This window comes from Vibrio sp. DW001 (assembly GCF_029016285.1).
Taxonomy (GTDB): Bacteria; Pseudomonadota; Gammaproteobacteria; order Enterobacterales; family Vibrionaceae; genus Vibrio.
This window is the reverse complement of the sequence record NZ_CP091975.1, coordinates 2,896,015-2,919,152: the sequence shown is the minus strand read 5'-3', so window position 1 is coordinate 2,919,152 and position 23,138 is coordinate 2,896,015. Positions and strand designations below refer to the sequence as shown.

General features: G+C 42.5%; 20 protein-coding genes and 14 tRNA genes. 2 read left to right on the top strand and 32 right to left on the bottom strand.

From position 1 onward, the window contains the following. Nucleotides 1–31: 31 nt before the first annotated feature. The 13 genes from L3V77_RS13340 to leuS all read right to left on the bottom strand — a co-directional run bounded on the left by L3V77_RS13340 (nucleotide 32) and on the right by leuS (nucleotide 12,951). Nucleotides 32–361, bottom strand: coding sequence for a hypothetical protein (locus L3V77_RS13340; protein ID WP_195704076.1), 330 nt, complete (start codon nucleotides 359–361; stop codon nucleotides 32–34). 118 nt (nucleotides 362–479) lie between these two features. Continuing rightward, nucleotides 480–1,445 (bottom strand): lipoyl synthase, encoded by a 966-nt coding sequence (lipA, locus tag L3V77_RS13335; RefSeq protein WP_275134580.1) that lies wholly within the window; start codon nucleotides 1,443–1,445, stop codon nucleotides 480–482. Then, entirely contained in the window at nucleotides 1,442–2,092 is a 651-nt protein-coding gene (gene lipB / locus L3V77_RS13330; protein WP_275136769.1) for a lipoyl(octanoyl) transferase LipB, read from the bottom strand. The genes lipA and lipB overlap by 4 nt, the downstream gene beginning before the upstream one ends. 147 nt (nucleotides 2,093–2,239) lie before the next feature. Further along, nucleotides 2,240–2,509, bottom strand: coding sequence for a DUF493 family protein YbeD (gene ybeD, locus L3V77_RS13325; protein ID WP_195704074.1), 270 nt, complete (start codon nucleotides 2,507–2,509; stop codon nucleotides 2,240–2,242). Nucleotides 2,510–2,626: 117 nt separating this feature from the next. Then, nucleotides 2,627–3,799 (bottom strand): serine hydrolase, encoded by a 1,173-nt coding sequence (locus L3V77_RS13320; RefSeq protein WP_275134579.1) that lies wholly within the window; start codon nucleotides 3,797–3,799, stop codon nucleotides 2,627–2,629. Between the two features lie 127 nt (nucleotides 3,800–3,926). Continuing rightward, nucleotides 3,927–4,712 (bottom strand): septal ring lytic transglycosylase RlpA family protein, encoded by a 786-nt coding sequence (locus tag L3V77_RS13315; RefSeq protein ID WP_275134578.1) that lies wholly within the window; start codon nucleotides 4,710–4,712, stop codon nucleotides 3,927–3,929. Further along, nucleotides 4,712–5,833: a rod shape-determining protein RodA gene (gene rodA / locus L3V77_RS13310; protein ID WP_275134577.1), complete on the bottom strand. Its 1,122-nt coding sequence runs from the start codon at nucleotides 5,831–5,833 to the stop codon at nucleotides 4,712–4,714. Before rodA ends, L3V77_RS13315 begins: the two co-directional genes overlap by 1 nt. Further along, nucleotides 5,833–7,719, bottom strand: a complete 1,887-nt coding sequence (mrdA, locus tag L3V77_RS13305) for a penicillin-binding protein 2 (RefSeq protein ID WP_275134576.1) — start codon at nucleotides 7,717–7,719, stop codon at nucleotides 5,833–5,835. The genes rodA and mrdA overlap by 1 nt, the downstream gene beginning before the upstream one ends. A gap of 6 nt (nucleotides 7,720–7,725) precedes the next feature. After that, the gene (gene rlmH, locus L3V77_RS13300; RefSeq protein WP_275134575.1) at nucleotides 7,726–8,196 is read right to left on the bottom strand and encodes a 23S rRNA (pseudouridine(1915)-N(3))-methyltransferase RlmH; all 471 of its coding nucleotides are present in this window, start codon (nucleotides 8,194–8,196) and stop codon (nucleotides 7,726–7,728) included. 2 nt (nucleotides 8,197–8,198) lie between these two features. After that, nucleotides 8,199–8,516, bottom strand: coding sequence for a ribosome silencing factor (gene rsfS / locus L3V77_RS13295; protein ID WP_275134574.1), 318 nt, complete (start codon nucleotides 8,514–8,516; stop codon nucleotides 8,199–8,201). A gap of 50 nt (nucleotides 8,517–8,566) precedes the next feature. Beyond that, nucleotides 8,567–9,604 (bottom strand): DNA polymerase III subunit delta, encoded by a 1,038-nt coding sequence (gene holA, locus L3V77_RS13290; protein WP_275134573.1) that lies wholly within the window; start codon nucleotides 9,602–9,604, stop codon nucleotides 8,567–8,569. A gap of 8 nt (nucleotides 9,605–9,612) precedes the next feature. Beyond that, nucleotides 9,613–10,245: an LPS assembly lipoprotein LptE gene (lptE, locus tag L3V77_RS13285; protein WP_275134572.1), complete on the bottom strand. Its 633-nt coding sequence runs from the start codon at nucleotides 10,243–10,245 to the stop codon at nucleotides 9,613–9,615. 132 nt (nucleotides 10,246–10,377) lie between these two features. Beyond that, nucleotides 10,378–12,951: a leucine--tRNA ligase gene (gene leuS / locus L3V77_RS13280; protein ID WP_275134571.1), complete on the bottom strand. Its 2,574-nt coding sequence runs from the start codon at nucleotides 12,949–12,951 to the stop codon at nucleotides 10,378–10,380. A 147-nt stretch (nucleotides 12,952–13,098) separates the two neighbouring features. On the opposite strand from leuS, the gene L3V77_RS13275 reads away from it, so the two are divergent. After that, nucleotides 13,099–13,569: a zinc ribbon-containing protein gene (locus L3V77_RS13275; protein WP_195704064.1), complete on the top strand. Its 471-nt coding sequence runs from the start codon at nucleotides 13,099–13,101 to the stop codon at nucleotides 13,567–13,569. Between the two features lie 116 nt (nucleotides 13,570–13,685). Here the strand turns inward: L3V77_RS13275 and lnt are convergent, their stop codons facing one another. The 5 genes from lnt to miaB all read right to left on the bottom strand — a co-directional run bounded on the left by lnt (nucleotide 13,686) and on the right by miaB (nucleotide 19,224). Continuing rightward, nucleotides 13,686–15,206 carry an apolipoprotein N-acyltransferase gene (lnt, locus tag L3V77_RS13270; RefSeq protein ID WP_275134570.1) on the bottom strand — a complete coding sequence of 507 codons (1,521 nt, stop codon included), beginning with the start codon at nucleotides 15,204–15,206 and terminating at the stop codon, nucleotides 13,686–13,688. A gap of 22 nt (nucleotides 15,207–15,228) precedes the next feature. Next, complete coding sequence (corC, locus tag L3V77_RS13265) at nucleotides 15,229–16,122, bottom strand: CNNM family magnesium/cobalt transport protein CorC (protein ID WP_275134569.1); 894 nt, start codon at nucleotides 16,120–16,122, stop codon at nucleotides 15,229–15,231. 38 nt (nucleotides 16,123–16,160) lie between these two features. Further along, the gene (ybeY, locus tag L3V77_RS13260) at nucleotides 16,161–16,622 is read right to left on the bottom strand and encodes an rRNA maturation RNase YbeY (protein ID WP_275134568.1); all 462 of its coding nucleotides are present in this window, start codon (nucleotides 16,620–16,622) and stop codon (nucleotides 16,161–16,163) included. Nucleotides 16,623–16,639: 17 nt separating this feature from the next. Continuing rightward, a complete protein-coding gene (locus tag L3V77_RS13255; protein ID WP_275134567.1) occupies nucleotides 16,640–17,707 on the bottom strand; it encodes a PhoH family protein in 1,068 nt (355 codons plus the stop codon). Between the two features lie 92 nt (nucleotides 17,708–17,799). After that, the gene (gene miaB, locus L3V77_RS13250; RefSeq protein WP_275134566.1) at nucleotides 17,800–19,224 is read right to left on the bottom strand and encodes a tRNA (N6-isopentenyl adenosine(37)-C2)-methylthiotransferase MiaB; all 1,425 of its coding nucleotides are present in this window, start codon (nucleotides 19,222–19,224) and stop codon (nucleotides 17,800–17,802) included. Nucleotides 19,225–19,477: 253 nt separating this feature from the next. Here miaB and L3V77_RS13245 point away from each other — a divergent pair, with 253 nt between their 5' ends. Next, nucleotides 19,478–20,632 carry a 2-octaprenyl-3-methyl-6-methoxy-1,4-benzoquinol hydroxylase gene (locus L3V77_RS13245; protein ID WP_275134565.1) on the top strand — a complete coding sequence of 385 codons (1,155 nt, stop codon included), beginning with the start codon at nucleotides 19,478–19,480 and terminating at the stop codon, nucleotides 20,630–20,632. Between the two features lie 37 nt (nucleotides 20,633–20,669). Here L3V77_RS13245 and L3V77_RS13240 read toward each other — a convergent pair. The 14 genes from L3V77_RS13240 to L3V77_RS13175 all read right to left on the bottom strand — a co-directional run bounded on the left by L3V77_RS13240 (nucleotide 20,670) and on the right by L3V77_RS13175 (nucleotide 22,986). Then, a tRNA-Leu gene (locus tag L3V77_RS13240) sits at nucleotides 20,670–20,754 on the bottom strand. A gap of 27 nt (nucleotides 20,755–20,781) precedes the next feature. Then, nucleotides 20,782–20,866 (bottom strand) — tRNA-Leu (locus L3V77_RS13235). A 59-nt stretch (nucleotides 20,867–20,925) separates the two neighbouring features. Next, nucleotides 20,926–21,002: transfer RNA gene (locus L3V77_RS13230), tRNA-Met, on the bottom strand. Between the two features lie 209 nt (nucleotides 21,003–21,211). Beyond that, a tRNA-Gln gene (locus L3V77_RS13225) sits at nucleotides 21,212–21,286 on the bottom strand. A 7-nt stretch (nucleotides 21,287–21,293) separates the two neighbouring features. Beyond that, nucleotides 21,294–21,378: transfer RNA gene (locus tag L3V77_RS13220), tRNA-Leu, on the bottom strand. Between the two features lie 140 nt (nucleotides 21,379–21,518). Next, nucleotides 21,519–21,593 (bottom strand) — tRNA-Gln (locus L3V77_RS13215). A 7-nt stretch (nucleotides 21,594–21,600) separates the two neighbouring features. Continuing rightward, a tRNA-Leu gene (locus tag L3V77_RS13210) sits at nucleotides 21,601–21,685 on the bottom strand. A gap of 240 nt (nucleotides 21,686–21,925) precedes the next feature. Beyond that, nucleotides 21,926–22,000, bottom strand: a tRNA-Gln gene (locus L3V77_RS13205). A 7-nt stretch (nucleotides 22,001–22,007) separates the two neighbouring features. Next, nucleotides 22,008–22,092, bottom strand: a tRNA-Leu gene (locus L3V77_RS13200). A 27-nt stretch (nucleotides 22,093–22,119) separates the two neighbouring features. Next, a tRNA-Leu gene (locus L3V77_RS13195) sits at nucleotides 22,120–22,204 on the bottom strand. Nucleotides 22,205–22,262: 58 nt separating this feature from the next. Further along, nucleotides 22,263–22,339: transfer RNA gene (locus tag L3V77_RS13190), tRNA-Met, on the bottom strand. 349 nt (nucleotides 22,340–22,688) lie between these two features. Next, nucleotides 22,689–22,763 (bottom strand) — tRNA-Gln (locus L3V77_RS13185). A gap of 7 nt (nucleotides 22,764–22,770) precedes the next feature. Beyond that, nucleotides 22,771–22,855: transfer RNA gene (locus tag L3V77_RS13180), tRNA-Leu, on the bottom strand. Between the two features lie 54 nt (nucleotides 22,856–22,909). After that, nucleotides 22,910–22,986 (bottom strand) — tRNA-Met (locus L3V77_RS13175). Between the last annotated feature and the right edge of the window lie 152 nt (nucleotides 22,987–23,138).

Here is a 23,138-nt window from a genome sequence, read left to right as displayed (position 1 = left end):
GCTCGCGTTTTTATTTGTGTTGAATTTATGGTTATTCTTTGTTGATACTTATCGTCGAGCCAGATTTACATTGGAACGAGTAGTAACGGCGACTTTCGTTAAACTTAGAAAGCCCCTCACCAGTACAATAATCGATATTGATGTCACGCATTATTTCTAAAGTAGCTTCACTGTTCATAGTGAACTTAGAGTCATCTTCACAGATGATCCTTACTCGACCATCATCGCTAACAGAGTAGGTTCTTACTTCGGTATTACACAACTCAAACGACGCATCTAAATAGTTATCTTGTTGAGTGTTTTGCGTAGAACAACCCACAAGGATAAGTGATAAAAAACTTAATAAACCTAACTTCTGCATACCTAAATTCCTTTTAAAACACTACTAATTACTTATTGTTACCGAACTTATATACAATTTACGTTGCGAATACAAAAAGATCACCAATTTAAGTCACCTTTCTGAATGTTTGTCTCAGTTATTTTACTTCTTCGCCTTTGGCTTGCATATCTGCATGGTACGAGGAGCGAACAAAGGGACCACAAGCCGCATGAGTAAATCCAAGCTCTAATGCTATCTCTTTGAGCTCATCGAACTCAGCAGGCGGCACATAGCGTTCTACTGGTAAGTGATGGCGGCTTGGAGATAGGTATTGACCAATGGTTAGCATGGTTACACCATAGGCGCGAAGATCCTTCAGAACGTCAACGATTTCTTCTTTTGTTTCGCCTAAGCCCATCATCAGTCCTGACTTAGTTGGTACTTCTGGATGCAGCTCTTTAAATTTCTGTAGTAACGTTAATGACCACTTATAATTGGCACCCGGGCGTGCTTTTCTATATAGGCGGGGGGCTGTCTCAAGGTTATGGTTGAAAACATCCGGTGGGTTGTCTTTTAGTACTTCAAGAGCGGCATCCATGCGACCACGAAAATCAGGCACAAGCGTTTCTATTTTAATACCAGGACTTTTCGCTCGAATTTCACGAGTACAATCCGCAAAGTGCTGAGCGCCGCCGTCTCGTAAATCATCACGATCCACGGAAGTCACCACAACATACTTTAGCTTCATGTCGCTAATTGTTTGTGCAAGATGTTGAGGTTCATTATTGTCTGGCGCAATTGGTCTGCCATGAGCAACATCGCAAAAGGGGCAGCGTCGAGTACAGATGGCACCCAAGATCATAAAGGTAGCAGTACCGTGGTTAAAACACTCTGCTAGGTTAGGACAAGACGCTTCTTCACAAACAGAATGAAGTTTGTTTTTACGCATCGCAGATTTGATCTCTTGAATGCGTTGGCTGTCAGAAGGCAGCTTTATTTTCATCCATTTTGGCTTGCGTAATACTTCATGTTTTTCAACGGGCACTGTTTTAGTTGGTATCAATGCCATTTTATCAGCGTCTCTATATTTGACGCCTTTTTCCATTTGAATTGGTTTGCTCATGATTTATTGTTTTCTTTTATTAGGTCGACATGCTCGTAGTTAAGCAAGGAAAGTAGCTCTTCAACTAACGTTGCACCAACGAGTTCAACATTGCTAGGGCCGCCAAGTTCACTTATTTGTACCATTTCCATGCCTTGATATCCACAAGGGTTTATACGCAAAAAAGGTGAAAGATCCATATCGATATTTAATGCTAGGCCATGAAAGGAGCAGCCTTTTCGGATTCTTAATCCGAGAGAGCATACTTTTTTACCATCGGAATAGACACCGGGCGCGTCAGGACGTGCTGATGATTCTATATCAAATCTAGCCAAGGTATTAATAACGAGGTTTTCTATATTGGTAACCAGCTCTCGAACACCAATATTTTTTCTACGTAGGTTAATAAGAAAATAGGCAACTAACTGACCGGGCCCGTGATAGGTAACTTGACCACCACGGTCACTTTGAATAACAGGGATATCACCTGTATTAAGTAGGTGTTCTTCTTTACCTGCTTGGCCTTGTGTGAATACCGGGTTGTGCTCAACTAACCAGACTTCATCGACAGTTTCGTCATTGCGATTATCAGTGAATTCATGCATTGCTTTCCAAATTGGTTCGTAGTCGTTAAGACCAAGATTTCGAACAATTAGATTATCTTTAATGTTAGACAAGCGGATAGCCTTGTAATGACAGTTAATAAAGTAAACACATTATAAACTTCTTTTTGTACTTCGACTATTAGATTCTCTGTATGAATTGGAATCAAAAACAGCGACAAAGGCCGCTGTTTTCATGATGAGCTGATTTGTTTATAAAACCATTCGAACGATATCAATTTCACCGAGTTCTTTATAAAGTGAATCCACTTGCTCGATAGATGTTGCTGTAATCGTTACAGAAACAGAATTGTATGTACCTTTTCCGCTTGGTTTTATCGTAGGGCTGTAATCACCAGGAGCGTATTTTTGAATCACTTGTAAAACCAGTTCTGGTAGCTCAGGTTTAGCATAACCCATAACCTTGTAGGTGAACTGGCAAGGAAACTCTAACAGGTCTTTAAGCGTTGGTTGTTCTTGCATGAATTACTCCAGAGGTTTTATTTAGCAGCGCATATTACGCTCAAAAAAGATCAATCTCAAGAAAAACAAAGGCCACATTTAAGTGACCTTTTAATACAATTTGTTCATCGCTAGTCTTTAGAACCAGCTCTTAAAAAGAAGGATAAAGTAGTCAACTAGACGACTAAATACACCGCCTTTATCGACATCTTCTAGTGCAAGTAGTGGATATTCAGCGATATCTTCACCATCGACTTGATAGTAAAGCTTCCCAACTTCATCACCTTGGCTGATTGGTGCGGTAAGTTCTTTTTCTAGCACGAAACTCGCTTTTAGACTTTTAGCTTGGCCTCGAGGTAGAGTCACAAAAGTATCTCTCGCAACACCTAAGGCAACGTTTTCTTGTGAACCCATCCAAATACGCTCACTAACGAAGGTTTCGCCAGCTTTATGTGGGGCAACGGTTTCAAAGAAACGGAATCCGTAATTGAGCAGTTTTTTACTTTCTGCTTTACGCGCATTTTCACTCTTCGTTCCCATTACTACGGCAACGAGGCGCATTTTGCCTTCAGTTGCTGAGCTGACTAAGCTGTATCCGGCTTTGCTTGTGTGGCCTGTTTTAATGCCATCCACATTCATGCTTTTATCCCACAATAAGCCGTTACGGTTGTACTGTGTTATGCCATTAAAGGTAAATTGTTTTTCGCTATAAATCGCATACTCTTCTGGTACATCACGAATCAGCGCGCGACCAAGAAGTGCCATGTCGTAAGGTGTTGAATAGAGCTCGTTATGATCCAAACCGTGAACATTGGCAAAGTGAGTACGAGACATGCCGATCGAATTGGCCCACGCATTCATGAGGTCAACAAACGCGTCTTCAGAACCTGCCACGTGTTCAGCCATTGCAACACAAGCATCGTTACCAGACTGAACAATGATACCTCGATTTAGATCCTCAACCTTAACGGTGGTGCCTACTTCGATAAACATTTTCGATGAGTCAGGATAATTTTTAGCCCACGCATTTTTACTGATGACAACTTCGTCTTGCAACGATATGTTGCCGCGAGCTAATTCTTGACCAATAACATAACTGGTCATCATCTTAGTTAAACTCGCAGGAGAAAGCTGGGTGTCTTTTTCCTTTTCGGCAATAACCTTTCCAGAGTTGAAATCAATAAGCACATAGCCTTTAGCAGCTATCTGAGGCGCATCGGGAACGACAATTGGCGCTGAATATGAAAATGGAGCAGATAGTGCAGCTGTCGCGAGAAGCAATGATTTAAAAGTAAGTTTCGATTTATTCATCTGTAATATCAGTTTTATTGGTTATAACACTATTTAAGCCGAAAGCCTTAATATTACAGCTTCGACAGCAATTCTGGATGCACTATGACAAAAATTCCGCCAATTCGCTAGTACTGCATGATATACGTTAATTTTTGTTTTTTCTAATAAACGCTTGCGGGTATCCATTTGTTTTCAATATCTCTAACGCATCTACGGATTCTGAATAGTCTGTAAATGGGCCAACGAGAACTCGATAGATCTCTTTATTTGGTTCAACATAGGTCTTCATAGAAAGAGTTTGTCTAATATTTTTAGCTAAAGTTCGACTTCTCTCTTCATGATTTGATGAGGCTGTTTGAATACTATAACTAGCTGTGGCTTTTGGTATCTTTGAAGAAGGTGTCTGAGGTTTTGTTGATATGTACTCTATATCAACATTGGCGGTTCCTGTATTCACAACATTTAGCTTGTAAGCGGCGGCATAGCTAAGGTCGATAATCCGTCCATCGTGGAATGGTCCGCGATCGTTGACACGAACAATGGTGCTTTTACCATTGTCTTTATTGGTTACCTTAACGTAGCTTGGTATGGGTAAGGTCTTATGTGCTGCAGACATGGAGTACATGTCATAGACTTCACCATTTGATGTGAGGTGTCCATGGAACTTTTTACCGTACCAAGACGCTTGTCCACTCTGCTTAAAACCATCGGGATTCTTGATGATTTTGTATGAACCACCGCGCAGTTTGTAATCTCGATTCCCGCCTCGACTAAAAGGTTCATAGACAGGATGGGCGTCTTCAATATGGTCGAGCTGTATTGGTTTTTCTGGGCCCACATCATTGGATATCGAATAACGGCCGCCGGAGCTAGAGCAGGCAGCCAATAAAAGAATTAAAAGTGTACTGAGTATTGTCTGTTTTATTGTCATTATGTCGCTTTTGATAACATGCTTCTATGGGTATGGATAGACATCAAAATACCAAAGCCGGCCATAAGCGTAACCATGGATGTGCCACCATAACTGATAAGCGGTAATGGGACACCTACAACAGGTAGTATGCCACTGACCATTCCTACATTTACAAATATGTATACGAAGAAGCTTAACATGACACTTCCTGCCATCATTCTGCCAAAAGCGGATTGAGATTGGCTGGCAAGATATAAACCTCGCCCAATAATGAATAGGTAAAGAGCAAATAAGCTAAGAATGCCTAGCATACCCCACTCTTCAGCGATTACTGCAAAGATAAAGTCAGTATGTCGCTCAGGTAAAAATTCTAGTTGAGATTGGGTTCCTTGCAACCAGCCTTTTCCGGCTATACCACCGGATCCAATTGCGATTTTGCTCTGAATAATATGATAGCCAGCACCCAATGGGTCAGACTCTGGATTAAAAAGAGTACGTACTCTCACTTTTTGGTATTCGCGCATCAAGAAGAACCAAAGAATGGGGGCAAATGCACCGACTGCAAGCGTAGCTGAAAAAATATAACGCCAACTGATCCCAGCTAGAAAAATAACGAATATACCTGATGCGGCGATAAGAATAGAGGTGCCGAGATCTGGCTGTTTAGCGATCAATATGGTCGGTACACAGACCATAACTAACGAAATTATTAGCGTCTTGAATGAGGGTGGGAGAGACTGTTTACCAATAAATCTGGCTATCATTAATGGGACGGCAAGCTTGAGCAGTTCGGAGGGTTGGAATCGTATAAACCCTATGTTTAGCCACCGCTGAGCCCCTTTTGATGATTCACCAAAAAAGAGTACGCCCAACAGTAATATTACCCCAACAATGAACAAAAAAGGCGCAAAAGCTTCGTAAGTTCGTGGGGATATTTGAGCCAGTAATATCATCACGCCTAGCGCCAAAACCATTCGCATTGCTTGGCGCTCCATCATTGCTAAGTTTTGACCGCTTGCGCTGTACATGACCATGAGGCCAAATATCATTACGGCGACTAAACCTAATAACAAGGGAAGATCAACATGAAACCTTTCAAAGAAAACACGGCTTTTCCCAGTAGATGGATCTAGTTTCATTACTTTTCTTCTCCATCTTCTTTGTTTAATATGACTTTATCAAATATCTTGCGCACGATAGGTGCTCCGTTAGTAGAGCCCCCTCCAGCATTTTCTAGCACAATAGTTGCGACAACTTGCGGGTTTTCTAGAGGGGCAAAACCAGTAAAGAGAGCATGGTCTCTTAGGTACTCGTCAAGTTCTTCCGCGTTGTATTCCTCGTCTTCTTTTAATCCAAAGACTTGGGCAGTACCCGATTTACCACCACTTTGATAGCCTAGTTTTTGAAATGCTCGGCGTGCGGTGCCTTTTTTGCCATGGTTGACCAGATTCATCCCTTTTATTGCAATATCCCAATACTTGTCAGGGACGCCCAATATTGGAGGGTACGCGTCGATGGGTTCGGGCGTGATGGTTTCTGTATCGGTCGTATTATCTATTGTCGCCTTCAGTAAATGAGGTGGTATGACTACGCCTCTATGAATCAACACTGAGGTTGCCTTTGCAATCTGCATTGGCGTGGCGGTCCAGTAACCTTGTCCGATACCAACTGGAATAGTATCACCTTGATACCAAGGTGTTCTGTGGCGAGCCATCTTCCATTCACGGCTTGGCATATTGGCTTTACTTTCTTCATGGATATCGATACCGGTATAGTCGCCAAAACCGAATTTCATCATCCAAGATGAGAGTCTATCTATGCCTAAGTCATATGCTATTTGATAAAAAAAGGTGTCGACAGATTCTTCAATAGATTGAGTAATATTAATTCGGCCGTGTCCCCAACGTAACCAATCTCTAAATGGTTTAGTTTTTGAATTTGGTATTTTCCAAAAGCCCGGATCATTTCGAGTGGTATAGGGCGTCACGATACCTTCTTGCAGTGCAGCAACAGCGATGAAAGGTTTCACAGTTGAAGCTGGAGGATATATGCCCAATGTCGCTCGGTTAACCAAGGGGCGGTTTTTATTATTAAGTAACTTATTGTAAGCTTTACTTGAAATGCCGTGGACGAACGCATTAGGGTCATAGCTTGGTGTCGAGACCATCGCTAGGATTCCGTTGTCTTTTGGATCGAGTACTACTGCTGAACCACGTCGGTTATCTAATAGTTTATAGACGTATAGTTGAACATCTATATTCAGGTTAAGAACCAAATCTTTCCCCGGGATAGGTGGGATATATTTCAAGGTTCGAATCACTCGCCCGCGACTATTGACCTCAACTTCTTGATAGCCGGCAGTGCCATGCAATACTTCTTCATAGTAGCGCTCTATACCGAGCTTGCCGATGTCTCGAGTCGCTTGGTAATTACTCTCTTTTCCTTCCCTCGCGAGTTTAAGTACATCACGATCATTTATTCTAGATACATAGCCTAAAACATGGGTGAGTGCAGACCCGTATGGGTAGAATCGCTTTAACGTAGCAGTAACTTTAATGCCTGGGAATCGATACTGATTGACAGAGAAAATAGCCACTTGTTGTTCGTTTAACTGGGTAAGTAACGGAACAGATTTGAAGCGACGTACACGTCTTCGTTCTTTGTGAAACGCTTGGATTCTCTCTGGTGGGATATCGAGTATTTTTTGTAGTTCAATCAGCGTTTCTTCGATGTTCTCAATCTTCTCAGGGATGAGTTCCAGATTAAAAACAGGTCTATTCTCGGCTAAAATTTTGCCGTTCCGGTCATAAACTAACCCTCTATTTGGTGCGATAGGAACTATTTTAATGCGGTTATCGTTTGAACGAGTTTTATAGTCTTGATATTGATTGACTTGGATATGGTACAAATTTCCAATCAGTACCGCTATCATCGCTACAATACCAAAAAACGAAATGATAGCTCTACTTTTGAATAGTCGAGATTCTATTTGATGGTCGCGAATTTGAGTGCGTCTACGTCTCATGTCACTCTATTCTCGATGATACGGATGGTTTGTAGTGATGCTCCAAGCTCGGTATAAGCTTTCAGCCATGATAACTCTAACTAAGGGGTGCGGCAGTGTTAGAGGGGAAAGAGACCAGCTCTGTTCGGCTGCTGCCTTGCAGGCAGGAGCTAACCCTTCGGGGCCCCCAATCAATATTGAGACATCTCTTGCGTCTAGTTTCCAACTTTCTAGTTGTTGCGCTAATTGTTCTGTATCCCACCGTTTCCCTGGAATGTCTAAGGTGACAACCCGGTTACCTTTTGGTACAGCCGCAAGCATGGCTTCGCCTTCCTTTTGCAGAATTCTTGCGATGTCCGCATTCTTGCCTCTTTTACCTGCGGTGATTTCTGTCAACTCTAAAGGCATATCATGGGGAAAACGGCGTTTATACTCGTTGAATCCTTCTTCTACCCATTTAGGCATTTTAGTTCCAACAGCAATCAGCTGAATCTTCAACGTTAGCTCCAGAGTTTTTCTAGTTGATATAGTTCACGATGTTCTTTCTGCATCACATGTACCATGACATCGCCCATATCTAATACTACCCACTCACCCTCTTTTTCACCGTCGATACCCAACGATGATAAACCAATACTATTTGCTTCTGATTCCATGTTGTTCGCAATTGAGGATACATGGAGTTTAGAACTACCTGTACAGACTATCATATAATCAGTGACGCTAGATTTACCAACTACATCTATGGTAACAATATCTTCGGCTTTCATGTCGTCTGCTTTACTTGCGAGAAATGCTTTTAGGTCGTCGCTTAACAAATTAATACCTCGTTAAAATTAATAGTGCTTACAAAAGATTATAACATTCTTTATCTTTGAATTGGCAGGCCTGGAAATACGGCTGGAACTGAAGAACAGAACTCCAACGAAAGTTGTGCAATGATTGGCCAAACTGAATCGTCATATTGTGTTTTCGTCGTTATTTCTGCTTGATTCAACCCTTTTAGCATCCTGCGTATTTGGATCAATTCCAATCGTTGTAGTGTTGCGTTATACAAGGGGCGTTTGCTTTGCCAAATGCGGCGTTTATCAAAAACAGAGCTGATAGAAGTATGTAGTGATTCATTTTTCAGCTCTGTTATCAGACTTACTTCACGCTGGAACGTTCTCAATAAAATGACGGGTTCGATACCCTCTAATTGCAACTGACGAAGAATACGTTGTGCTCGGTTGGGTTTTCCGGCGAGCAACGCATCCATCCAGTGAAATGGCGTAAAGTGATTGTGTCTGCTCAGTGACTCTTCAATTCTAACTAGGTTAAGTTCACCATCAGGATACAGCAGAGTCAGTTTCTCAAGGCTCTGAACGAGTGCAAGTAGATTGCCTTCATGCCATTGTGCAAGCATTTGAAGTGCTTGTGCATCGGGTTTAAGTTTGAGTTTTCGACATCGGTTTTGGATGAACTGAGGTAATCTTTGAATATCAGGAGAAAGACAACTTACCCAGACACCTTGTTGGTTTAATGTCTTAAACCACTTTGCGTTTTCTTGCGCTTTTGTCAACTTACTGCCGACAATAAGTAGCAATATATCAGGATGAAGGCTTTCGGCTAATTGAATAAGCTCTTTAGAGGCGGCGGCATTGATGCCTGCTTCCGGGATCTCTAATTCGATAATTTGTCGGCTTGAAAATAGACTTAGGGCATGGCAACAGTCAACAACATCATTCCAATTAATCTGAGTATCCACGGTAAAGTTATGCTTTTCATTAAACCCCGCCATTTTTGCTGTGGCAATAATGGCGTCGCGACTTTCTTGTACGAGCAGCGGCTCGTTTCCAAAAACGAGATAGCTGTTATGTAATTGTCTGCTTAGTTGATCAAGTAGCTTGTCCGCAAAGATGCGCATTCTGTCAATTACTCGCTTTTAATTTCAATCTGTGACGAGGTGACTTCTTTGTCGTTTACAATAGTTTCAGTTGGGCTAGTAGAAAGGTTGGTATCGATGTTTTCTTCAGTGTCGAATACCATATTACCTTCAATGATTTGCTGTTTTACTCGCGCCATTTGTCGCATAATTAGAGAGGCAGCTTGTAGACGCATTTCATCTTCAATCATGTCTTTTTCGACAGATTTTGCTAACGCTGTACTTGGATTATCGAGGTAATTTCGAGTGACAGTGGTGGAGTAAGTTTTTGTGCCAAGTTCCGGAATTGTGATCCGATAAGAGGTGTTATAAGTGAGTGCTTTTTCAGCTGCCCGGCTGTTTTGGTACAGAGATAAAGTGCTTTCACTGACGCTCTCACTGACCAGATGTAAATTTGGAATGCTCTCGGAAGGGGGAACCACTTGAATGTTATTTAACCTAAGTTGGGCATCTACATTTCTAGTTAATTGACTATATTTATCGAAGCTGGTGAAGGAAAGCTTTGATATTTCTTCAGGTATTAAATAGTCTCCACGTAGGTGAAAACCACAGGCAGATAACACCACTGAAAATAGTACAACAACCATAACTTTGATTGAAATTTTGAAGGAAATTGGTTTCACAAAAATACTCTCTGCTTTTTTATATTTATCTAATAAGAATCTAGTGCTCTAATTCCGATTAGATAAATATAAACAGGATGTGTGCACATCCTGTTTATTGACCGCTAAACCTTAATTAAGTTCTGGAACGAATTAGTTCGCAACGATATTAAGTAATTTACCCGGTACATAGATAACCTTACGAATGGTTTTGCCATCAGTGAATTTAGTTACATTCACGTCATTTAATCCAAGGTTTTCAACGTGTTCTTTCGTTGCGTCAGCAGCAACGGTAAGTTTTGCTCTAAGTTTACCATTGACCTGCACAACAATAAGCTTTTCGTCTTCTATCATCGCGTCATCATCAGCTGTTGGCCAGATGGCCGTGTCTATTGCTGATTCTCCCAATACTTCCCATAGTTCATAAGAGATATGAGGTGTAATAGGGTACAACATACAAACAACCGCTTTTAAAGCTTCATCAAGAATGGCCCTGTCTTGCGGCATCTCCTGTGGTGCTTTTGCTAATTTGTTCATCAATTCCATGATAGCGGCAATCGCGGTATTGTATGTTTGACGACGTTCAATATCATCCGTTACTTTGGCAATGGTTTTATGTACATCACGACGTAACGCTTTCTGGTTGCTATTCAATGCAGAGCTATCTAACGCATCGCTAGCCCCTTTTGATGTGTGCTCGTTAACCAGTTTCCAAACACGTTTAAGGAAACGGTTCGCGCCTTCAACACCAGACTCTTGCCATTCTAAGGTCATATCGGCAGGAGAGGCGAACATCATAAATAAACGCACTGTATCTGCGCCATATTTATCCACCATCTCTTGGGGATCGATGCCGTTGTTCTTGGACTTAGACATTTTCGTCATGCCAGTATGAACAACCTCGTTGCCATCCATATCTACTGCCTGAACAATACGGCCTTTCTCATCACGTTCAATAGTAACGTCTGTTGGTGAAACCCAGACTTTTGTTCCTTTCTCCGTGGTGTAGTGATAAGCATCTGCAAGCACCATACCTTGGCAAAGTAGTTTCTTAAACGGTTCGTCGCTCTTAACCATTCCCGCATCACGGAGCAGTTTATGGAAGAAACGAGAATAGAGCAGGTGCATACACGCATGTTCGATACCGCCGACATATTGGTCAACAGGTAACCAGTAATTAGCTGCATCGGAATCAAGCATTTCATCCGCGTGTGGCGAACAGTAGCGCGCGTAATACCATGATGACTCCATAAAGGTGTCGAATGTGTCCGTTTCACGTAGGGCCGGTTCACCATTAAAGGTCGTTTCTGCCCACGCTTTGTCTGCTTTAATCGGGCTAGTTACGCCATCCATTACCACATCTTCTGGAAGGATAACTGGCAGTTGATCCGCTGGCACAGGATGAACTACACCATCTTGTGTGGTGACCATTGGGATAGGTGTACCCCAATAACGTTGACGGGAAACACCCCAATCACGAAGGCGGAAATTAATGGTTTTCTTACCTTTATTCTCTGACTCTAGTTTTTCTGCAATCGTATCAAAAGCGTCTTTGAATGCGAGGCCATCGAATTCGCCAGAGTTGAATAGCACGCCTTTTTCGGTGTAGGCCATTTCCGAAATATCGAGCTCGCTGCCATCTTCTGGTTTGATCACTGGCGTAATGTCTAAGCCATATTTGGTTGCAAATTCGTAGTCACGTTGGTCGTGTGCTGGTACGGCCATCACTGCGCCAGTACCATAATCCATCAGTACAAAGTTGGCGACATAGATAGGGACTTCACGGCCATTAAGGGGATGGATAGCCTTAAGGCCTGTGTCCATTCCCTTTTTCTCCATCGTTGCGAGTTCAGCTTCGGCTACTTTGTTGTTTTTGCATTCATCGATGAACAGGGCAAGTTGAGCATTGTTCTGCGCTGCAAGTGTCGCCAGAGAGTGACCAGCGGCGACGGCGACATAAGTTACACCCATTAAAGTGTCTGGGCGAGTTGTATAGACTTCTAAGTCGGCTTGACTGCTAACTTCAAATGCGAGTTCTACACCTTCAGAACGACCAATCCAGTTACGTTGCATGGTCTTAACTTTTTCAGGCCAACCGTCTAAGTTGTCTAATTCGTCAAGAAGCTCCTGAGCGTATGACGTGATTTTAATGAACCATTGCGGGATCTCTTTTTGTTCTACTGGGGTATCACAGCGCCAGCAACATCCGTCTTCTACCTGCTCATTAGCAAGAACTGTTTGGTCGTTAGGGCACCAGTTAACGGAAGAGGTTTTTTTATAAACTAAATCTTTGTTGTATAGCTGAGTGAAAAATTCTTGTTCCCAGCGGTAGTACTCTGGCGTACAAGTCGCGAATTCGCGCTTCCAATCGTAGCCAAAACCGAGCAATTTAAGCTGGTTTTTCATGTATTCGATGTTTTCATATGTCCAAGGAGCGGGTGCCGTTTTATTTTTTACTGCGGCATTTTCTGCAGGTAAACCAAACGCATCCCAGCCAATAGGCTGCATAACGTTTTTACCTTGTAGACGCTGGAAACGAGAGACTACATCACCGATAGTGTAGTTACGCACGTGACCCATGTGGAGTCGGCCACTTGGATAAGGGAACATGGAGAGACAGTAAAATTTTTCTTTACTTGGGTCTTCGGTTACGACGAATGTTTTATTGTCGTCCCAGTGCTTTTGAACTTTTTGTTCAATCTCTTGCGGGTTATATTGCTCTTGCATCTATGAAATCCGGTTATCTTGGAATATGTGAGATCGGTTCGATCAGATTTGTATTGATCGGCATAGAATACCTAAAGCAAGCACGTACAACAAGCTACAATAAAGATAAGATTGCACGAACTCGACGGAATATAACGGAGGTACTCTATGCCAAAGCGCAAACTAGGATATGAAGAGAAGTTTGAAGAGGTAGTTGAAGCACTGAAGCAGAGTCCAGAGGAACTTAAAAAGGCACTAGAAACCTCTGGAGAGGTAGCTCACGCTGCCAGTGATATGACTAAGGACGAAATCGCTCTTGTTTCGGCTTATGTTAAATCAGATTTGAAAGAGTTTGCAGATAATTACCAAGAAAGCAAAGAAAGTCCGTTTTCCATCATGGTGGCCGATTCAATATGGCAGGCCCTACTCGATATTACTGATCGTACTAAAGTAGAGTGGGTGGAACTGTTTGAAGATCTGGAGCATCAAGGCGTCTACCAAGTTGGTGATGTGATTGGCCTGGGTCATTTGATTTGTGAGAAGTGTGGCCAAAAAACGCGATACATTCACCCCACAACAGTTCACTCATGCAGTAAGTGCGGTGGGCAAGCGTTTACTCGGGTCTCTTTGAAACCGTAATACTGATTCTATTGAGTCTCATTGTGTTAAAATAAAGCGTAAAGAAGAGTTCCTCAATGCTGGGGCTCTCTTCTTTGTAATCAATCTTGGCTCTAAAAGAAGCCTCATCATTAGTTTTATTTTCGCGTTAATGTGAATTTAAATAACGAGATTGCCAAGGACATGATTAAAAACATGATCATAGGCCATGAACCCAAAGTAAGGAAGGGTGTGCTTCCTTTACTTGATGTAACTTCCGCTCTTAAAACCGCCGTTTCAAATTGTGGGATCTGTGCGATAATTTTTCCCTTGTAATCAGTAATGGCCGTTATGCCATTGTTGGTTGCACGAATAACAGGCTTGCCGGTTTCTAATGCCCTCATCTGAGCGATCTCCATGTGTTGAAGAGGCCCTATTGAATCCCCAAACCACGCATCGTTAGACAAGGTGAGAATGAAGTTTGTGTTTTGATTGATATTTTTTCTGACCTGCTCTCCAAAAATGATCTCGTAACAGAGTGCAGTAGCAAAATATCGTCCTTTACCCACGATGTTGTTTTGCACTAAATCACCACGGTTGAATGAAGACATGGGTAGGTTGAATAATGGCGCTATAGGACGGAGTATGTCTGCGAATGGGACAAACTCTCCAAATGGAAGTAAGTGGTGTTTATTGTATCTAGGTTGAGTATCGTAATGGTATTCACCTGACGGTGTGTCACCTAAAGTTATGACGCTGTTATGATAATTTCCGGACGAATTTTGTGTTACGACACCAGTAATGAGGGCAGTGTCATTCATGCGAGCCGCCTTATCAACATTAAGTAGAAAACTGGGTAGTTCCTTTTCTAAAGCGGGTATAGCCGCTTCAGGCCAAATGACAATATCAGCGTCCCAATTGACTCGGCTTAGGTCCAAAAATTTCATTAAGGTTGGCCAACGTTCACTCGGTAGCCATTTTTTTTCTTGAGAAACATTACCTTGAATTAGAGCAAATGAAGTACGAGTAGACTCATCTGGAACGACCCAATCAACTAGTTTAAGGCCGTAGGCGCTTAAAAATATCATCAAAGGAAGGACGAGACCGATCGGTTTACGCTTTACTAGCACCCAAACTACACCGCTAGAGCTCAACATTATCGCTAATGTTATGAATTGGACACCACCGATTGGCGCTAAGCCGGAAAGAGGCGATTCGAGCTGACTGTAGCCTAGTAAAAGCCATGGGAATCCAGTCATTACCCAACCTCGGGCCAAATCAGTCAATAGCCACAAAGATGGAATTGCCAGTAGGTAACGTGTTTTATTGCTTTCAGGGAAGAATCTATTTGTAAGCCCTGCGAATAATGCCGGATAAATTGATAGGTACGAAACCAATAGAATCATTAAAAAAAGACTGGCGACTTTAGGCATGCCACCAAAGGTATCAATACTGATATGTACCCAACTAATACCGACCGAAAACTGGCCTATACCAAACATAAAGCCAGTAAATGCGCCTGCTTTCCACGTCTTGTTATTAATGAGTAGAATAAAAATAATAGGGCTGATAAATGCCATCGGCCATAGTTGATAGGGGGCAAATGCAAGAGTTGTGGAAGCGCCAACAAAAGCGGCCAAGATAGGCCGCAATAGGCGATGATATTTTTTTGTCATCATCTAATCTTATAAGTGAGTAATTTTACTCTTCAGTATTGGAAGAGGCGTCCTCTTCCGGAATGGTGACTTGTAATTGTATTACTCTTCGATTATCCGCCGCGGCGACTTTAAAGTAATAATGACCAATTTCTACCGTTTCACCACGGGATGGTAAATGGCCGAAACTCGTCATCACCATACCGCCGATGGTATCTATTTCATCATCACTGAAGTTGGTACCGAATCGGTCATTAAAATCGTCAATTGTAGTCAATGCTTTAACAGAAAACGTATGTTTACTGAGTTGACGGATATCTTCTTCTTCTTCGTCGTCAAACTCGTCTTCTATCTCACCTACGATCTCTTCCAGAATATCTTCGATTGTGACTAACCCTGATACTCCACCAAATTCATCTACAACTATTGCCATGTGATAACGTTCCTCACGGAACTCTTTTAATAATCGATCAACACGCTTACTTTCCGGCACAACGACGGCCTGACGTATCACTTTATTAATGTCAAACTCTTCACTTCCAGATCCTAAATATTTAAGTAAGTCCTTCGCTAATAGAATGCCTTCGACATGGTCTTTGTCTTCGCTGATTACAGGATAACGAGAATGTGTTGCTTCTGTAATTAGGGTGATTAGCTCATCAAGATTATGTTCTTTTTCAGCAGTAACCATTTGAGAGCGCGGTATCATAATATCTCGTACACGCATCTCCGCAATTTCCATCACACCTTCTAACATATCTCGGGTGTCATGATCGATAAGGTCATTAATTTCTGAATCTCGTATTACATCTACAAGTTCTTGGCGATCTTTTGGTTCACCCTGAAATATCTGGCCTAGGCGTTCAAAGAAGGACTTTCTACTCGGACCTTCTGATTTCCCATTATTCCCTTCGGAATTGGGAGAGTTTTCGTCGTTCATGGTTTCTCATATGTTAACGCTATCAGATGTGTGATAGCTCACTTTTCATCGATATAAGGGTCATCGAATCCCATATTTTGCATGATTTCCGTTTCGAGAGATTCCATCTCTTCCGCTTCTTCATCATCGATATGATCATAACCTAGCAGATGAAGTGCACCATGTACAACCATATGCGCCCAATGTGCAGAAAGTGGTTTATTCTGTTCTTGTGCTTCTTTTTCTACGACCTGTTTACAGATAATGAGATCACCCAATAGGTCAATTTCAATTTCTGGCGGTGCCTCGAAAGGAAATGAGAGTACATTGGTGGGTTTATCCATTCCTCTGTACTCACTATTCAATTGCTGACTTTCTTTTTCGTCAACTAGGCGGATAGTCACTTCTGCTTGTGGCTGAAAAAGACGAACGGTGTCGGATAGCCATGTATGAAAGTCATTCTCACTTGGCAGATCAATACGGTGAGTTACCGCGATCTGTAGATCCAATTCAATTGTCATTGTGTGCCCTTGGCTTATTAGTTTGTCTTTTGTGCTTCTAAAAGACGTGCATCACGCTCTTCATTTCTGCGTTTTTCGATCTCATTTCGTTCTTTTTGATCTTTGGCTTCCCATTTTTCATACGCGTTAACTATCCGAGCGACCACTGGATGTCTAACGACATCATCTGCAATGAAGAAATTGAAGCTTATTTCATCTACCTCAGAGAGAACTTCGACAGCATGACGCAAACCTGATTTTGCTCCACGGGGTAAATCAATCTGCGTCACGTCTCCGGTAATCACCGCACGGGAGTTAAAACCGATACGAGTCAAGAACATCTTCATTTGTTCTACGGTGGTATTCTGGCTTTCATCAAGAATGATAAATGCATCGTTAAGGGTTCTTCCACGCATATAAGCTAGTGGAGCAACCTCTATCACATTTCGCTCGATAAGTTTTTCAACACGTTCAAAGCCAAGCATTTCAAATAGTGCATCATAAAGTGGGCGCAGGTAAGGGTCGACTTTTTGGCTTAAGTCACCAGGTAGAAACCCAAGTTTTTCTCCCGCTTCTACCGCTGGGCGAGTTAATAGAATGCGACGAACTTCTTGTCTTTCTAATGCATCAACTGCTGCTGCAACGGCTAAGTAGGTCTTGCCAGTACCAGCAGGGCCAATGCCGTAGGTTATATCGTGCGTGACGATATTCACTAGGTATTGAGCTTGGTTGGGTGTTCGGGGCTTAATGACGCCTTTTTTTGTTTTAATAAAGACTTCTTTGCCATGTTCAATAGTGGCTTCAGCCGTTTGTTCAAGGACACCAGACTCTTTAATTGCTAGATGGATCTGCTCTGGTTCTATATCTGGGATGTTGCCTCTTATAGGCGCTGTATTAACATAAACTGTCCTAATGATGTCGAGCGTTGCGGCGGCGACATGTGATTTACCAACAATTGAGAATGCGTTACCGCGATGGTTTATTTCGACGCCAAGTCGACGTTCTAGGTGTTTGATATTGTCATCGAATGGGCCACAAAGGCTGGACAGACGGTGATTGTCGGAAGGTTCTAGATCTATCTCTAGCGTCAATATTTTATTGCTCAATTTTGCCTCTCATTGTTGCCTTTTACATCGCCAGCAGGAAAGCTAGCTAGGAGCCCGATTTCGATCGGGCTCTGGCTTACTTTTAAGATAGCTTAAGGTGTAAATGTTGCAACACCTAACTCGTCTTCTTTACGTGATTTTAACATCATATCAGTCGGCGTGGTTGCTATGCGTAAATTCATATCTTGTTCTGTACGTATTAGATCGCCACGAAGCGAGTTAGAGAATACATCAGTAATATTCACATCAACAAACTGGCCGATAAGATCAGCGGAGCCTTCAAAGTTTACTACGCGATTATTTTCAGTACGTGCACGTAATTCCATCAAGTTTTTCTTCGATGGTCCTTCAACGAGAACACGTTGTTCCGTGTTCAGCATTTGGCGAGAATAACGCATTGCTTGGCTATTTACCTGTTGTTGCAATTCGAACAGACGGTCTTTTTTTACTTGTTCTGGTAAATCACAAGGGTAATCAGCTGCAGGTGTGCCCGGACGAGGGGAGAACACAAAGCTGAAGCTCATATCAAAATCGACATCTTTGATAAGTTTCATTGTGTCTTGGAAGTCGATATCGCTTTCTCCCGGAAAACCAACGATAAAATCAGAGCTAATTTGGATGTCCGGACGTGCTTTACGTAGTTTTCGAATGATGGATTTATATTCGATAGCCGTGTGAGGACGCTTCATCATGGTAAGAACACGATCGGATCCACTTTGCACGGGGAGATGTAAAAAACTGACCAGTTCAGGCGTATCTTCGTAAACAGCAATGATATCGTCGGTAAACTCTAGCGGGTGGCTGGTAGTAAAACGCAGACGGTCGATACCGTCGATTGAAGCAACAAGGCGCAGTAAATCTGCAAAAGAACAGATATCACCGTCATGAGTTGGACCTCGGAATGCATTGACGTTTTGACCGAGTAAGTTGACTTCTCTTACACCTTGTTCTGCTAGTTGAGCGACTTCATAGAGAACATCGTCCATTGGACGGCTTACTTCCTCTCCTCGCGTATAAGGCACAACACAGTATGTGCAGTACTTAGAGCAACCTTCCATAATAGAGACAAATGCTGTTGCGCCATCAGCGCGCGGTTCTGGCAGGTTATCGAATTTCTCGATTTCAGGGAATGAAATATCCATGACTGGGACATGGTCATTTTGTGATGCTTTGATCATCGCAGGAAGACGATGTAGAGTTTGCGGGCCAAAAATTACGTCTACAAACGGCGCACGTTCGCGAATATGCTTACCTTCTTGAGTGGCAACACAACCCCCAACCCCTATCACAACACCCTCTTTTTTATCTTTGAGGGTTTTCCAACGGCCAAGCTGATGAAATACTTTCTCTTGCGCTTTTTCGCGAATAGAGCAGGTATTTAGAAGTAAGACATCTGCCTCTTCTGGAATGTCGGTTAGCTCATAACCGTTGGCGGCATTAAGCAGATCGGCCATTTTAGACGAATCATATTCGTTCATCTGGCAACCCCAAGTTTTAATTAGCAGTTTCTTACTCATTTTACATTCGCTCGTTTTCAATGTTCAATTTAGTGAGCATAGTGCTCATATTTTTCGTGCCAAAAGGTGGCAAGCCGAGTATTGTACTGCTTTAAAAACCGCCTGACCAGAGGTTGAATAAATGATTTTAAAATCGATTGAAAGACCTTGTAAGTGCTATGGTTACTTGGCTACATTGTCGTTTACTGGTTTCAGTGGATAAGATAGAAAAGTCACCGAGTTGAAAATATATAGAAGAGAAGAAGTAGCTGAAATGGAACAATACGATTTAGTCATTATTGGCGGTGGAATGGTAGGTGCTGCTGTTGCTTTAGGTGCGGTGAAGCAAGGTAAAAAAATCGCGCTAGTTGAAGGTGTTGAACCGCAACCATTTGAAGCCTCTCAAGCTATGGATATTCGTGTGTCGGCGATTTCCAAAGCATCAGTGGCGCTGCTTGAATCGCTTGATACTTGGGACCAAGTAACCGCTATGCGAGTTTGCCCCTATCGTCGTTTGGAAACCTGGGAACATCCTGAGTGTCGGACCAAGTTTACTGCTGATTCGTTAGGGTTAGACGTATTAGGTTATATTGTTGAAAATAGATTGATTCAGTTGGCTTTATGGACACAAGCTAAGGAATATTCCAACTTGGAATCTTTCTGTCCTGATAGCTTACACTCCATTGAATTTGGTGAGGACAGCAATATCGTTACGCTTTCTTCCGGTCAACAATTAAAAGCGAGTCTGGTGATCGGTGCGGATGGCGCAAATTCGAAGGTTCGAAGTCTTGCTGGTATCGGTATTACTGCATGGGATTATCGTCAGGACTGTATGCTTGTTAATGTCGAGACGGATAAGCACCAACAAGATATTACTTGGCAATGGTTTACTCCTCGTGGACCACGCTCATTTTTACCTCTCAAAGGCAACCAAGGTTCATTAGTTTGGTACGATTCGCCGAAAAGAATTAAACAACTCATCTCAATGAAACATGACGCCTTGCGTAAAGAAGTTGAGATGCACTTTCCGACTGAGCTTGGCAATATTAAGGTGTTGCAGGCGGGCGCATTTCCATTAGTTCGCCGACATGCGCAAAGTTACTTTAAAAATCGTTGTGTTCTTGTGGGAGATTCTGCTCATACAATTAACCCTCTAGCCGGGCAGGGCGTGAATCTTGGTTTTAAAGATGTAGCCGTGCTGCTGGGCATTCTAAATAAGCAAGATTGGAATTCAAAAGACATATTGAAACAATATGAACTAAGAAGACGACCAGATAACTTGTTGATGCAATCAAGCATGGATTTTTTCTATAAAGTGTTTAGCAACGATGTTGTACCGCTAAAGTTCGCTCGAAATACGGTACTGAAAGTAGCGAATAATTTAGGGCCAATAAAAGAAAGGGTGCTTAAGTATGCATTGGGACTTTAGATATAAAAAAAGCACTCAATGAGTGCTTTTTTTATAATGGTGCGGAAGGAGAGACTTGAACTCTCACACCTTACGGCGCCAGAACCTAAATCTGGTGCGTCTACCAATTCCGCCACTTCCGCAAAACATTGTTGTAGATAAATTTGAGATGGTGCGGAAGGAGAGACTTGAACTCTCACACCTTGCGGCGCCAGAACCTAAATCTGGTGCGTCTACCAATTCCGCCACTTCCGCATCTCAAACTGTCTACAGACCTATCGGCTAATTGGTAAAAGCAAATAAGCTTGAATAAATGGTGGCTACGACGGGATTCGAACCTGTGACCCCATCATTATGAGTGATGTGCTCTAACCAACTGAGCTACGTAGCCATCACATTAGGCTTTCAGCCTAATACCTAAGGAAACTAAGAACGTCTAATTTCCAGTAACATAGTCGAGTTGCTAGTTAGGTTATACTTGCATTACTCAAACCATTTACAAATATGGTTGGATTACCTGCTAGATTTAGAACCAAAGAGAACCAGTGAATGCTGATATCAAAAGTTTAAAACTATAGTTACTCGAACCATCTTCAAATATGGCTGGGTTACCTGGATTCGAACCAGGGAATGCTGGCATCAAAAGCCAGTGCCTTACCGCTTGGCGATAACCCAACAAATATGGTGCGGAAGGAGAGACTTGAACTCTCACACCTTGCGGCGCCAGAACCTAAATCTGGTGCGTCTACCAATTCCGCCACTTCCGCATGTTTCGTACTCTCATCAGATGAATTGGATCTAATAAGAAATTGTATGGCTGAGCTACCTACTAGATTTAAAACTTAAGGGAATCAGTGAATGCTGATATCAAAAGTTTTCTAGTGGTTAATACAACCATTTACAAATATGGCTGGGCTACCTGGATTCGAACCAGGGAATGCTGGCATCAAAAGCCAGTGCCTTACCGCTTGGCGATAGCCCAACAAATATGGTGCGGAAGGAGAGACTTGAACTCTCACACCTTACGGCGCCAGAACCTAAATCTGGTGCGTCTACCAATTCCGCCACTTCCGCATGTTCCGTGCTCTCATCAGATGAATTGGATCTAATAAGAAATTGTATGGCTGAGCTACCTGCTAGATTTAGAAACAAGAGGGAACCAGCGAGTGCTGGTATCAAAAGTTCATAAACTGCGATTACTCAAACCATTTACAAATATGGCTGGGCTACCTGCTAGATTTAAAACTAAACGGAACCAGGGAATGCTGGCATCAAAAGTTTAAAAACTACGATTACTCAAACCACTTACAAATATGGCTGGGCTACCTGGATTCGAACCAGGGAATGCTGGCATCAAAAGCCAGTGCCTTACCGCTTGGCGATAGCCCAACAAATATGGTGCGGAAGGAGAGACTTGAACTCTCACACCTTGCGGCGCCAGAACCTAAATCTGGTGCGTCTACCAATTCCGCCACTTCCGCGTAAATCTGTTGTAGAAAATATTGAGATGGTGCGGAAGGAGAGACTTGAACTCTCACACCTTACGGCGCCAGAACCTAAATCTGGTGCGTCTACCAATTCCGCCACTTCCGCGTCTCAAATTGTCTACAGACTTCTTTGCTAACTGGTAAAAGCAAACAAGTTTTAATTATGGTGGCTACGACGGGATTTGAACCTGTGACCCCATCATTATGAGTGATGTGCTCTAACCAGCTGAGCTACGTAGCCATCTAAATCAAGCGAAACAATATAATATAAAGTTCGCCCTTTTAACAGTACAAAAAGTACTTTTTTATTTATGGTCGGGTTATCTGCCAGATTAGAACGAGAGGGAACCAGGGACGCTGGTATCAAACGTTGTAACTGCATTACTCGAACCACTTGCCAATATGGTCGGGTTATCTGCCAGATTAGAACGAGAGGAAACCAGGGATGCTGGTATCAAACGTTGTAACTGCATTACTCGAACCACTTGCCAATTATGGTCGGGTTACCTGCTAGATTTAGAACAAGAGAGAACCAGTGAATGCTGGCATCAAAAGTTTTAAAACTAAAGTTACTCGAACCATCTTCAATATGGCTGGGTTACCTGGATTCGAACCAGGGAATGCTGGCATCAAAAGCCAGTGCCTTACCGCTTGGCGATAACCCAACAAATATGGTGCGGAAGGAGAGACTTGAACTCTCACACCTTGCGGCGCCAGAACCTAAATCTGGTGCGTCTACCAATTCCGCCACTTCCGCAAATCTTTTTATAATTTCTAGATAGTAGAATTAGTCTATCTAGAAAAGCAAATATGGTGGCTACGACGGGATTTGAACCTGTGACCCCATCATTATGAGTGATGTGCTCTAACCAGCTGAGCTACGTAGCCAAATTCTCATTCTCCAACCGTACGGCCAGCGACAAGAACGGAGCGCATTATGCGGATCTGTAGGAAAACCGTCAACCTATTTTTTTGCATAAATCCTACTAAAAAGACTGTTCGCGTCTTTTTTAAACAAAGATGGCTTTTTTTGCTTAAAA